Origin of the sequence: Streptomyces sp. NPDC005303 (assembly GCF_040607335.1) — a bacterium.
Taxonomy (GTDB): domain Bacteria; phylum Actinomycetota; class Actinomycetes; order Streptomycetales; family Streptomycetaceae; genus Streptomyces.
The window spans coordinates 17,834-29,961 of the sequence record NZ_JBEXGM010000055.1; the positions used below are offsets into that span (position 1 = coordinate 17,834).

Sequence of the window (12,128 nt, forward strand, 5' to 3'; positions counted from 1 at the left end):
TCGCAGGCCGACCTGGCCAACATCGAAGCGATGACGATCGGCCGAATCAGCCCCTCTCGGCACAGCCCACCGCGACCGTCAGGTTTGCAGTCGGGAAACCGACCCGGTCGTGGTCGCCATGCGAGGTAGACGCAAGAGACATCCCATCACGGATCGGCAACATTCATGGGATGGATTACTCGCCAGAGTCCAACATCGCGCACGAGCTGCGCAGTTCTGCCGCAACCTCCGGAAGTTTCGCCCCACCCTCTGGACATTGGGGCGAGCCCGACCTATAAACATCCCATCTCTCCGTCAGCGACATCCAGCCGTCGCATCGGCGTAACAACCCCGCTCCGGGACCAGCGCGAGGAAGTACCCATGAGACTCAGAACCGCACTCAGCTCCACCGCGTCCGCCGTCTGCGCACTGACACTGCTCAGCGCCTGCAGCAGCGGCTCCACCACCGCGTCGTCGAGTGACAAGCCGCTCGTGGGCGTCGACTACCCGCGGTCCGACACCGACTTCTGGAACTCGTACATCAAGTACACGCCCGACTCCGCGAAGGATCTGGGCCTGTCCCTGAAGACCACGAACTCCCAGAACGACGTCGCCAAGCTCACCGCCAATGTGCAGACGTTCATCAGCCAGGGCGTCAAGGGCGTGGCGATGGCCCCGCAGGACACCGCCGCCATCGCGCCGACCCTGGCCCAGCTCGACGCGAAGAAGATTCCCGTCGTCACCGTCGACACCCGCCCCGACAGCGGCAAGGTCTACATGGTGGTGCGGGCCGACAACCGCGCGTACGGCGAGAAGGCCTGCCAGTTCCTCGGTACAAAGCTCGGCGGCAAGGGCAAGGTCGTCATGCTGGAGGGCGGCCTCGACTCGATCAACGGCCGTGACCGCACCGAGGCGTTCAACGACTGCATGAAGAAGAACTACCCCGGCATCAAGGTGTTCGGCGAGGCCACCAACTGGGACGGCGCGGTCGCCGCGCAGAAGCTGCAGACGGACCTGACCGCCCACCCGGACATCAAGGGCGTCTACATGCAGTCCAGCTTCGCCCTGGCCGGCACCCTGCAGGTGCTCAAGCAGAAGGGGCTGCTGGTCGACCCGAAGGACAAGAAGCACGTATTCGTCGTGTCCAACGACGGCATCCCCGAGGAGCTCAAGGACATAGCCGCCGGCAAGATCGACGCCACGGTCTCCCAGCCTGCCGACCTCTACGCCAAGTACGCCCTGTACTACCTCAAGGCCGCGATCGACGGGAAGACGTTCGAGCCGGGCAAGACCGACCACGACAGCACGATCATCCAGGTCCGTGACGGTCTGCTGGAGGACCAGCTCTCCGCACCCCTGGTCACCGCCGACGGCGCCTCCTACGGCGGCGTCGCCAGCGTCAAGAGCGACGACTCCGCGCTGTGGGGCAACAACCTCGGCTGATCCGCCCCTTCAGGCATCCAACGGTTCACCAGCGCAAGGCGGTTGAGATGAGCGACGGGGAGCGAGAAGTCACCCCCGTGCCCGCCCCGGTGGACGACGGGCGGGCCCCAGCGGCCCTGCCCGTCGTCGAGGCGGCGGGCATAGTCAAACGATTCGGTCCCACGGTGGCCCTCAACGGCGCCCGGATCACCATCAAATCCGGCGAGACCCACGCGCTCGTCGGGCGCAACGGCGCCGGCAAGTCGACCCTCGTGTCCGTCCTGACGGGCCTGCACGCCCCCGACGAGGGAACGGTCACCTTCGGCGGGAACCCCGCACCACGACTCAGCGACCGTGACGCCTGGCGCCGGCGCGTGGCCTGCGTCTACCAGAAGTCGACGATCATCCCCACCCTGACCGTCGCTGAGAACCTCTTCCTGAACCGGCACCACCACGGCGTCAACCGGCTCATCAGCTGGAGCGGCGTACGCCGCCGGGCCAAGGAGCTGCTGTCGACCTGGTCGGTGGACGTCGACCCGCAGATCCCTGCCGGTGAACTCGACGTCGAGCAGCGGCAGTTCGTGGAGATCGCCCGCGCCCTGTCCTTCGGGGCCCGGTTCATCATCCTCGACGAGCCGACCGCGCAGCTCGACGCGGCGGCGATCAGCCGGCTCTTCGACCGGATCCGCGACCTGCAACGCCAGGGCGTCACCTTTCTCTTCATCAGTCACCACCTGCAGGAGGTCTACGAGATCTGCGACATGGTGACGGTGTTCCGCGACGCCCGGCACATCGTGAGCGCCCCGGTCGCCGACCTGCCCCGTGCCGAACTGGTCGCCGCCATGACCGGGGAGGCCGCCGCCGGCCTGCGACAGGAACGCTCCAGCACCCTGGACCGGAGCACCGCACCCGCACTGTCCGTGCAGGCGCTGGGCAGCGACGACACGTACACCGACGTCACCTTCCAGGTGGGCGCCGGGGAGATCGTCGGCCTCGCGGGCGCCGCCGCCAGCGGACGCACCGAGGTCGCCGAGACCGTCGTAGGACTGCGGGCCGCGGCGACCGGGGACCTGGAGATCGCCGGACGCCGGCCCCGGCCGGGCAGCGTGCCCGCCGCGCTCGCGGCCGGTGCCGGGTTCGTCCCTCAGGACCGGCACCACCAGGGATTCGTCCCCGACATGTCGATCGCCGACAACGCCACCCTGTCCGTGCCGAAACGGATCGGGAAGAACGGCTTCCTCAGCCGCGGACGCCGCGACCGGCTCGCCGACGGCATGATCGAGAAGCTGGCCATCAAGACTCCCGGGCCCGACCTGCCGGTCTCCAGCCTGTCCGGCGGCAACCAGCAGAAGGTCGTCATGGCCCGCGCACTGGCCGACGACCCCCGCCTGCTGGTCCTGATCAACCCGACCGCCGGGGTGGACGTGCGCTCCAAGGAGTTCCTCCTCGGCAAGGTCGAGGAGACCGCCGAGTCCGGTACCGGAGTGCTCATCGCCTCCGACGAACTCGATGACCTTCGCATGTGTGACCGGATCCTGGTGATGTTCCAGGGCCGCGTCACGACCGAGATAGCCCGCGGCTGGCACGACCACGACCTCGTGGCCGCGATGGAAGGAGTGGACCTCAATGCCTGACACCGTCCTCGCGGACACCGCCGCCCAGGCCGTGGAACCCAAGCTGAAGCGAACCGCGCTGCTCGGCGGCCGGATCCCGGTGGCCCGCCTGCGCGACCTGGCGCTCGTCCCGGCGATCATCGTCATCGCGATCGTCGGCCAGATCGTCAACCCGGTCTTCCTCCAGGCCGACAACCTCATCAACGTCCTGCAGACCATGTCCGAGATGGCCCTGCTGGTCCTCGCCCAGGCGATGATCCTGATCGTCAAGAAGATGGACCTCTCCCTGGAGTCCACCATGGGCCTGGCGCCCGGTGTGGCGGCCTGGCTGGTGGTGCCGACCGGTGCCGGACACGGTCTGGGGCTGCTGCCCGGTGCCTGGTCGATCCCGGTCACGCTCGCCGTGGGCGTGCTCGTCGGTGTGATCAACTCGCTGCTGATCATCCGCTTCGGCCTCAACGGCTTCATCGTCACGCTCGGCATGCTGATCGTGCTGCGCGGCATCCTCACCGGCATCTCCGGCGGGCAGACCTTCTTCCAGCTGCCGGAGTCGATGCTCTACGCCGGCACCGCCGAATGGTTCGGCATGCCCGCCTCCATCTGGATCTGCCTGGCGCTGTTCGCGATCGCAATCGTGGTGCTCGGCTGGACCAGCTTCGGCCGCTCCCTGTACGCCATCGGCGGCAACGTCGACGCCGCGAAGGCGGCAGGCATCCGTACCGACCGGGTGCTGTGGATCGTCATCGTCACCGGCAGCGTGCTCGCCGCCCTCGCCGGGCTGATGCTCTCCGGGCGCCTGGCCTCGGTCGCCTCCGCTCAGGGCAACGGCTACATCTTCACCGTCTTCGCCGCCGCCGTCATCGGAGGCATCAGCCTCAACGGCGGCAAGGGCACCATGTTCGGCGCGTTCTGCGGCATCCTGCTCCTCTTCATGATCCAGAACGTGCTCACGCTGGCCGGCGTCCCGGCGCAGTGGATCGGCGCCCTCAACGGCCTGATCATCCTGGTCGCGCTCGCCATCTCCCGCATCACCGGCGGCAAGGTCCAGGAGTGACCCGGGCGGCCGTACCCCGGCCGCCCGACGTCCGCCGCGTTCACGTCTCGTCGCAAGGGGATCGATCTCCCTTGCTCCTCACAGGAGTTGCCGCCATGTCCTCCCCCGTGCCCGCATCCGCCCGCATCATCGCCCTGGACGTCCTGGACGTGCGGTTCCCGACCTCCGAACACCTCGACGGCTCGGACGCCATGAACCCCGAGCCCGACTACTCCGCCGCCTACGTGGTCCTGCGCACCGATGCGGGCGACGGACTGGAGGGCCACGCCCTGGCCTTCACCACCGGCCGCGGCAACGACGCCCAGGCCGCAGCCATCGCCACCCTCGCCCCGCACGTGGTCGGCCTGTCGGTGGAGCAGGTCTGCTCCGACCTCGGCGCCTTCTCCCGCTCGCTGGTCCACGACCCTCAACTGCGGTGGCTGGGACCGGAGAAGGGCGCCATCCACATGGCGACCGGCGCGGTCGTCAACGCCGCCTGGGACCTCGCGGCCAAGCGAGCGGGCAAGCCCGTGTGGCGCTTCCTCGGCGAGATGTCGCCCGAGGACCTGGTCGCACAGGTCGACTTCCGCTGGCTGTCCGACGCCCTCACCCCAGAGGAAGCGCTTCAGATCCTGCGCCGCGCCGAGTCCGGCCGCCAGGAGCGCATCGCCCACCTGCTGGAACGCGGCTACCCCGCCTACACCACCACCCCCGGCTGGCTCGGCTACTCCGACGAGAAGCTGGCCCGCCTCGCCCGCGAGGCTGTCGCGGACGGCTTCACCCAGATCAAGCTGAAGGTCGGAGCCGATCTGCAGGACGACATTCGGCGCCTGCGCACCGCCCGCGAGACCGTCGGCCCGGACATCCGCATCGCCGTCGACGCCAACCAGAGATGGGACATCCAGCCCGCCATCGACTGGATGCGCGCCCTGGCCCCCTACGACCCGTACTGGATCGAGGAGCCCACCTCCCCCGATGACATCCTCGGCCACGCCACCGTCCGCAAGGCGCTCAGCCCCATCAAGGTCGCCACCGGCGAACACATCGCCAACCGGGTCGTCTTCAAGCAGCTCCTCCAGGCCGGCGCGGTCGACATCGTCCAGATCGACTCGGCCCGCGTCGGCGGCGTCAACGAGAACATCGCCATCCTGCTGCTGGCCGCCAAGTTCGGCGTCCCGGTCTGCCCGCACGCCGGCGGCGTCGGCCTCTGCGAGATGGTCCAGCACCTGTCGATGTTCGACTACGTCGCCGTCACCGGCACCACCGAGGACCGGGTCATCGAGTACGTCGACCACCTGCACGAGCACTTCGTCGACCCGGTCCGCGTCGTCGACGGCCACTACCTCGCCCCGACACTGCCCGGACTGAGCGCGCAGATGCACCCCGCCTCCCTCAAGGAGTACACCTACCCCGACGGCCCGGTCTGGTCCGCCCGTGTCTGATGTCCTCCCCCTGGTCGACGCACACCACCATGTCTGGGACCTGGATCGCCGCCCTCAGCCCTGGCTCGACGAACCCGGCCACGAGCCGATCCGCCGCAGCCACGGCATCGAGGACCTGCGGCGGGCCGCCGAACGGCCCCTGGCGGGGCGATCGTTGACGAGCACGGTGGTCGTGCAGTGCGTCGCCTCAGCGGAGGAGACGGGGGAACTGCTCGCCCTTGCCGGCCAAGAACCCCTGGTCGGGGCGGTGGTCGGCTGGGCCGACCTGGCCTCCCCCGCGATCGGCGACGTACTCGACGGATTGCGTTCCGCGCCCGGGGGAGGACATCTGCGAGCACTACGTCATCTCGTGCAAGGCGAGTCCGACCCCGAGTGGCTGCAACAGCCGTCCGTCGAGCGGGGCCTGCGCGCCGTGCAAGTCCGGGGACTCGGCTACGACGTGCTCATCCGCAGCCACCAGTTCCCCCAGGCGATCCGCCTCGCCGAGCGTCTTCCAGACCTGCCGCTGGTGCTCGACCACTCCGGCAAGCCGCCCATCGCCCGGCACGACCTCGCCGACTGGGAGCGCGGGATACGAGCACTGGCCGCGCATCCGCAGGTGGTGTGCAAGGTCTCGGGGCTGATCACCGAGGCCGATCACCGCTCGTGGACCCTCGACGACATCCGCCCCGTCTGGGACATCCTGCTGGCCGCCTTCGGCCCCGAGCGGCTGATGTTCGGCTCCGACTGGCCCGTCTGTGTCCTCGCCGGCGGCTGGGCGCGCTGGGCCGAAGCAGTCGAACACCTGCTGGACGACTGCTCTCCGCACGAGAGGCAGGTGGTGCTCTGCGACACAGCGACCGCCTTCTACCGGCTGACCGACCACGAGAACGAGAAGTAAGGAGAGGACTGCGTGCTGCTGACCGAACTGCTGCACCCCGGCATCCTCGAAGCGCTCGCCGGCGCCGGACACGGCGCCCGTGTCCTGCTCGCCGACGGCCACTACCCCGCCAGCACCGCCGTCGGGGAACGGGCCAGAACCGTCCACCTCAACCTGGCCCCCGGCACCCTCGATGTCACCACCGTCCTCGACGTACTGCTGCGCGCCCTGCCCGTGGAGTCGGCGCAGGTGATGGTGCCTCCCGAGGGCGAGCCGGAGCCACCGGCCATCGCCGAGTACCGCTCCAGACTGGCGCCGGTGCCCGTCGACACCCTCGGCCGCTTCGCGTTCTACGACGCCGCCCGCTCCCCCGACCTGGCCCTCGCCGTCGTCACCGGCGACACCCGTACCTACGCCAACCTGCTGCTGACGATCGGCGTCCGCGCGGAAGGGACCCTGACCCCACGATGACTCTCGCTGTTCACTACACCTCGGCCCGCACCCTGGACACCGCACCCGCCGCCTCCTCCGAACCCGGGCCGGGGGAGGTGGAATTGGCCCCTGCCTATGTCGGTATCTGTGGCACCGACCTGCACATCTTCCATGGGGACATGGATGCCCGGGTCGCCACGCCCGCCGTACTGGGACATGAGATGGCGGGCCGGATCGTGCGCGTCGGACCCGGCGTCGAGGGCTGGCAGCCCGGGGACGCGGTCACCGTCATGCCGCTGCGCTGGGACGACACCTGCCCCGCCTGCCGCGCCGGTCACCAACACATCTGCCAGCACCTGGACTTCATCGGCATCGACTCCCCCGGCGCGATGCAGCAGCGCTGGACCGTGCCCGCCTCCACCCTCATACGGCTGCCCGAATCCCTGCCCCTGGACCGGGCCGCGCTCGTCGAGCCGACCGCGGTCGCGGTGCACGATGTGGGCCGGGCGGCGGTCAAGGACGGCGAGAAGGTCGTCGTGGTCGGCGGCGGCCCGGTCGGCATCCTCATCGCCCTGGTCGCCCAAGCGGCCGGCGCCGAGGTGCGGGTGGTGGAACTCAACGCCCACCGCCGCCTGCTGGCCGAGGAGTTGGGCCTGAGCACGTGGGACCCGGCCGCCGATGACATCACCGAAATCGTCCAGCAGTGGACGGGCGAGGCCGGCGCGGATGTCGCTTTCGAGGTCTCGGGGGCGGCGGCAGGTGTGGAGACGGCGGTCGATGTCCTTGGGGTGCGGGGCCGGTTGTGCCTGGTGGCGATTCACCCCCGGCCCCGGGAGGTGAACCTGCACCGTTTCTTCTGGCGTGAACTGACCCTGGTGGGCGCCCGGTTGTACGACCGCTCCGACTTCGAGCGGGCCGTGACCCTGGTCGCCGACGGCACCATCCCCGCCGACCGGCTGATCAGCAAGGTCGTACCGCTTGCCGAGGCGTCGGCCGCGTTCGAGGCGCTGGAGAGCGGCGCAGACGTGATGAAGATCCTCGTGGACTGCACCGACGACACCCAGGGAGCGACCGAATGAGCGCCTTCGACCTCACCGGAAAGCTCGCCGTCGTCACCGGCGCCCGGCGCGGGATCGGCCGGGCGATGGCCCGCGCGCTCGCCGAGGCCGGCGCGGACGTGATCGGGGTGAGCGCCACCCTGGAGGAGTCCGGCAGCCAGGTGGAGAAGGACGTCACCGCCGCCGGAGGCACCTTCGAGGCGATCCGCACCGACTTCGCCGACCCGGCCGCCGTCCAGGCCCTCGGCCAGGACCTCGCCACGCGTGAACGCCCGGTGGACATCCTCGTCAACAACGCCGGCACCATCCGCCGCACCCCGGCCGCCCAGCACAGCGACACGGACTGGGAGCTGGTCCTCCAGGTCAACCTCAGCGCGCAGTTCGCACTCACCCGGGCCGTGGGCGCCACCATGGTGGACCGCGGACACGGCAAGGTCATCTTCACGGCGTCGCTGCTCAGTTTCCAGGGCGGCATCAACGTCCCCGGCTACACCGCCGCCAAGCACGGCATCGCCGGACTGACCAAGGCCCTGGCCAACGAATGGGCACCGCACGGCGTGAACGTCAACGCCCTCGCCCCCGGCTACATCGCCACCGACAACACCCAGGCCCTCCAGGACGACCCCGTCCGCAGCAAGGCCATCCTGGAACGCATCCCCGCCGGACGCTGGGGCACCGCCGACGACCTCGCCGGCGCCACCGTCTTCCTCGCCTCCTCCGCCTCCGACTACATCCACGGCACCACCCTGCCCGTCGACGGCGGATGGCTCGGACGATGACCACCACCGACCTGGCCGCCGTACTGGCGGGGTCGCGTCTCCTGCCCGTGCTCACCGTGCCGTCCGTCGCGAGTGCCGGCCCTCTGGCCGACGCGCTCGCGGCGGGCGGCGCCCGCTGTGCGGAGGTCACCTTCCGCACGCCGGACGCCGAACGGGTAGTGAAGGCGATGGCGGCGCACGGCGTTCTGACTGTCGGCGCCGGGACCGTGCTCACCGCGGAGCAGGCGGAACGGGCCGTGGCGGCCGGGGCCCGCTTCCTCGTCTCGCCCGGCTTCGACGACGAAGTGATCGACGCGGCAAGTGAGTTGGGGGTACCGGTCGCGCCGGGCGTGGCGACGGCGACCGAGCTGATGCGCGCGTTGAAGGCGGGCGTCGACACGGTCAAGCTGTTCCCCGCCGAACCGCTCGGCGGCACCGCCATGCTCCGCGCGCTCGCCGCTCCTTTCCCGCGGGCGCGCTTCATACCGACCGGCGGCATCGGCCCCGACCAGCTGCCCGCCTACCTCGGCCACCCCTCGGTCCTCGCCGTGGGCGGCAGCTGGATCGCCACCCCCGGCCACCTCGAACGCGGCGCGTACGACGAGATCCGCCGGTTGACCGCCGAGGCAGTGGAGAGGACGGCACCGTGACCGACGTGATCGCCCTGGGCGAGGTGATGCTGCGCTTCGACCCCGGCGAGGGCCGGATCCGCACCGCCCGTACCTTCCAGGTCTGGGAGGGCGGCGGCGAGTACAACGTCGTACGCGGTCTGCGCCGCTGCTTCGGTCTGCGCACCGCCGTGGTCACCGCCCTGGCGGACAACGCGGTCGGCCGGCTCGTGGAGGACCTGATCCTCCAGGGCGGCGTCGACACCTCGCACATTCGCTGGGTCGCGGCGGACGGCATGGGGCGCACGGCGCGCAACGGCCTGAACTTCGTCGAGCGCGGCTTCGGCATCCGCGGCGCGCTGGGCGTCAGCGACCGCGGGAACACGGCCGTATCCCAGCTGGGCAAGGGGGACGTCGACTGGGACGCGGTGTTCTCGGCCGGGGTGCGCTGGTTCCACACGGGCGGCATCTTCGCCGGCCTGTCCGACACCACCGTCGACGTCGCCGACGAGGCCATGGCGGCCGCCCGCCGCCACGGCGTCACCGTCTCCTACGACCCCAACTACCGGCCCAGCCTCTGGGACGGCCGGGGCGGCGCCGACCGTGCCCGCGAGATCGACCTGCGCCTGGCCCGGCACGCCGACGTCGTCGTGGGAGCGCTGGGCCTCGCGGGACCGCAGCCGGGTGCCGTGCGGTTGACCGACGACGAGGTACCCCACGCGCTCGCCTCGGTCGCCTCCCAGCTGCCGCAGGCGAGAGTGTTGGCGACGACCCTGCGCGAGGTGCCCTCGGCCGGGGTCAACGACTGGTCCTCGCTCGCCTGGTCATCCGAGACCGGCCTGGTGAGCGGCCCCCGCATGCCCGGTCTGCATGTTTTGGACCGCATCGGCTCCGGTGACGGCTTCGCCGCGGGCCTCATCTACGGGCTGCTCACCGGTGCCGGACTGGAGCGCGCGCTCGCCTACGGCACCGCCCACGGCGCCCTCACCATGACCACGCCCGGTGACGTCTCCATGGCAACCCTGGGCGAGGTCGAAGCGCTCCTCGCGGGCGCCACGGCACACGTCCGACGCTGAACGACCCTTTCAGGAGCACCCCTTGCACCGCCGAAAGATCCCTGACACCGCCGTCGAGCTCACCGAGCTCGGCTTCGGCGCCTCCGTCATCGGCAACCTCTACCGCACCACCACCGCCGAGGACGCCGCCGCAGCCCTCGACACCGCCTGGGACGCGGGCATCCGCTATTACGACACCGCCCCCCACTACGGCCTGGGCCTGTCCGAACGCCGACTGGGCGCCGCCTTGCGCAACCGCCCCCGCGACCAGTACGTCATCTCCTCCAAGGTCGGCCGCCTCCTCGTCCCCAACGAACACCCGCAAGGCGTCGACACCGAGGGTTTCGTCGTCCGTGACGAACTGCGGCGGCAATGGGACTTCAGCCGTGACGGCGTCCTGCGCTCGATCGACGACACCCTCGGCCGCACCGGGCTGGACCGCCTCGACATCGTCTACCTCCACGACCCCGACGACCACTGGCGGCAGGCCGCCGACGAAGCCATGCCCGCCCTCGCCGCACTGCGCGACCAAGGCGTCATCGGTGCGATCGGCGCCGGCATGAACCAGTCCGCCATGCTCACCCGCTTCCTGCGCGAGACCGCCGCCGACGTGGTGATGCTGGCCGGCCGCTACACCCTCCTCGACCAGTCGGGCCTGGACGACGTCCTGCCCGCCGCTCAGGAACTCGGCAAGAGCGTCGTCGCCGTCGGCGTCTTCAACTCCGGCCTGCTCTCGCGCGACCGGCCCGCCGAAGGCATGAAGTACGACTACCGGGCCGCGCCGCCCGAGCTCGTCGACCGTGCGCGTGCCATCGCCGACGTCTGCGAGGCCCACGGCACCACCCTGCCCGCCGCCGCCATCGCCTTCCCCCTCACCCACCCCGGCGTCATCAACGTCACCCTCGGCATGCGCGACCCCGCGCAGGTCCGGCGCAACGTGCTACTGCACCGGCAGCACCCGCCCCAGGACCTCTGGCACGATCTGCGCTCCCAGGGACTTATCCGACCCGACACCCCCTTCGCCGACGGCACCGGCGTCTCCGCACCGGGTGAGAGGAGCCCAGGGTGTCCCTGACCGACAAGGCGATCACACAGATCCGCGAACTCATCGCCTCCGGGGCCCTGCCTCCGGGGGCGAAACTGCCCCCCGAGCCGGAGCTGGCCGCCCAGCTCGGGCTCTCCCGCAACCTCGCGCGCGAGGCGGTGAAGGCACTGTCCGTGGCGCGCGTTCTGGAGATCAGACGCGGCGACGGCACGTATGTCACCAGCCTGCAGCCGAGCCTGCTCCTCGAAGGCCTCGGCGGTGCGGTGGAACTGCTCCAGGGCGACCCCACCGCCGTACTCGACCTCATGGAGGTGCGCCGACTGCTCGAGCCCGCCGCCACCGCCCTCGCCGTCGCCCGGCTGTCGGACGACGGACTGGCGGAGGTGAAGCGGCATCTGGACGCCATGCGTGAGGCGCGCGACGACGTCGAGCGGCTCAACGCGCACGATGTGGCGTTCCACCGGGCCATCGTCGACGTCACGGGCAACGAAACGCTGATCGCGCTGCTCGAGGGCATCTCGGGCCGCACCCTGCGCGTCCGGATCTGGCGCGGTCTGGTGGACACCCGTGCGGCGGCCCGAACCCTCGCGGAGCACGAGGCGATCTACGCTGCGCTGGCCGCGCGTGACACCCTTCTGAGTCATGCCGCGGCTTTGGTGCATGTCAACAACACCGAGCAGTGGCTGCGCGAGCACGTGGAGTCCACGGAGGCCTTGCCGATGACGGGATCCATTGGGTGAGATGGACGGAGACACCCGCGCCTCCGCGAAGGAACCGCCCGCCCTGGAGGAGGAGCCCGAGGTGGAGGAGCCGCCCGCTCCTGC

Annotated in this window: 12 protein-coding genes; all 12 read left to right on the forward strand. The window is 70.4% G+C overall.

Going from position 1 to position 12,128, the window contains the following annotated elements:
• The first annotated feature begins 360 nt into the window (after positions 1-360).
• The 12 genes from ABZT93_RS38650 (at position 361) to ABZT93_RS38705 (ending at position 12,044) form a co-directional block, all read left to right on the forward strand.
• Positions 361-1,422: a sugar ABC transporter substrate-binding protein gene (locus ABZT93_RS38650; protein ID WP_356113504.1), complete on the forward strand. Its 1,062-nt coding sequence runs from the start codon at positions 361-363 to the stop codon at positions 1,420-1,422.
• Between the two features lie 47 nt (positions 1,423-1,469).
• The gene (locus ABZT93_RS38655) at positions 1,470-3,035 is read left to right on the forward strand and encodes a sugar ABC transporter ATP-binding protein (protein ID WP_356113506.1); all 1,566 of its coding nucleotides are present in this window, start codon (positions 1,470-1,472) and stop codon (positions 3,033-3,035) included.
• Positions 3,028-4,068 carry an ABC transporter permease gene (locus ABZT93_RS38660; protein ID WP_356113509.1) on the forward strand — a complete coding sequence of 347 codons (1,041 nt, stop codon included), beginning with the start codon at positions 3,028-3,030 and terminating at the stop codon, positions 4,066-4,068. Before ABZT93_RS38655 ends, ABZT93_RS38660 begins: the two co-directional genes overlap by 8 nt.
• 95 nt (positions 4,069-4,163) lie before the next feature.
• Positions 4,164-5,489 carry an L-fuconate dehydratase gene (locus ABZT93_RS38665; protein WP_356113511.1) on the forward strand — a complete coding sequence of 442 codons (1,326 nt, stop codon included), beginning with the start codon at positions 4,164-4,166 and terminating at the stop codon, positions 5,487-5,489.
• Complete coding sequence (locus tag ABZT93_RS38670; protein ID WP_356113512.1) at positions 5,482-6,369, forward strand: amidohydrolase family protein; 888 nt, start codon at positions 5,482-5,484, stop codon at positions 6,367-6,369. Before ABZT93_RS38665 ends, ABZT93_RS38670 begins: the two co-directional genes overlap by 8 nt.
• A 12-nt stretch (positions 6,370-6,381) precedes the next feature.
• On the forward strand, positions 6,382-6,819 hold the full coding sequence (locus ABZT93_RS38675) for an RbsD/FucU domain-containing protein (RefSeq protein ID WP_356113514.1): 438 nt from the start codon (positions 6,382-6,384) through the stop codon (positions 6,817-6,819).
• The gene (locus tag ABZT93_RS38680) at positions 6,816-7,859 is read left to right on the forward strand and encodes an alcohol dehydrogenase catalytic domain-containing protein (RefSeq protein ID WP_356113516.1); all 1,044 of its coding nucleotides are present in this window, start codon (positions 6,816-6,818) and stop codon (positions 7,857-7,859) included. Before ABZT93_RS38675 ends, ABZT93_RS38680 begins: the two co-directional genes overlap by 4 nt.
• Positions 7,856-8,617 carry an SDR family oxidoreductase gene (locus ABZT93_RS38685; RefSeq protein ID WP_356113517.1) on the forward strand — a complete coding sequence of 254 codons (762 nt, stop codon included), beginning with the start codon at positions 7,856-7,858 and terminating at the stop codon, positions 8,615-8,617. The genes ABZT93_RS38680 and ABZT93_RS38685 overlap by 4 nt, the downstream gene beginning before the upstream one ends.
• Positions 8,614-9,246, forward strand: coding sequence for a bifunctional 4-hydroxy-2-oxoglutarate aldolase/2-dehydro-3-deoxy-phosphogluconate aldolase (eda, locus tag ABZT93_RS38690; protein WP_356113519.1), 633 nt, complete (start codon positions 8,614-8,616; stop codon positions 9,244-9,246). The genes ABZT93_RS38685 and eda overlap by 4 nt, the downstream gene beginning before the upstream one ends.
• Positions 9,243-10,280, forward strand: a complete 1,038-nt coding sequence (locus ABZT93_RS38695; protein WP_356113521.1) for a sugar kinase — start codon at positions 9,243-9,245, stop codon at positions 10,278-10,280. Before eda ends, ABZT93_RS38695 begins: the two co-directional genes overlap by 4 nt.
• A 22-nt stretch (positions 10,281-10,302) precedes the next feature.
• The gene (locus tag ABZT93_RS38700) at positions 10,303-11,334 is read left to right on the forward strand and encodes an aldo/keto reductase (protein WP_356113523.1); all 1,032 of its coding nucleotides are present in this window, start codon (positions 10,303-10,305) and stop codon (positions 11,332-11,334) included.
• Entirely contained in the window at positions 11,325-12,044 is a 720-nt protein-coding gene (locus ABZT93_RS38705; RefSeq protein WP_356113525.1) for a FadR/GntR family transcriptional regulator, read from the forward strand. Before ABZT93_RS38700 ends, ABZT93_RS38705 begins: the two co-directional genes overlap by 10 nt.
• The last annotated feature ends 84 nt before the right edge of the window (positions 12,045-12,128 follow it).

Bases quoted from the DNA above. Each gene is read 5' to 3' on its own strand.
- ABZT93_RS38650 (WP_356113504.1), top strand. From the start codon at position 361: ATGAGACTCAGAACCGCACTCAGCTCCACCGCGTCCGCCGTCTGCGCA.
- ABZT93_RS38655 (WP_356113506.1), top strand. From the start codon at position 1,470: ATGAGCGACGGGGAGCGAGAAGTCACCCCCGTGCCCGCCCCGGTGGAC.
- ABZT93_RS38660 (WP_356113509.1), top strand. From the start codon at position 3,028: ATGCCTGACACCGTCCTCGCGGACACCGCCGCCCAGGCCGTGGAACCC.
- ABZT93_RS38665 (WP_356113511.1), top strand. From the start codon at position 4,164: ATGTCCTCCCCCGTGCCCGCATCCGCCCGCATCATCGCCCTGGACGTC.
- ABZT93_RS38680 (WP_356113516.1), top strand. From the start codon at position 6,816: ATGACTCTCGCTGTTCACTACACCTCGGCCCGCACCCTGGACACCGCA.
- ABZT93_RS38685 (WP_356113517.1), top strand. From the start codon at position 7,856: ATGAGCGCCTTCGACCTCACCGGAAAGCTCGCCGTCGTCACCGGCGCC.
- eda (WP_356113519.1), top strand. From the start codon at position 8,614: ATGACCACCACCGACCTGGCCGCCGTACTGGCGGGGTCGCGTCTCCTG.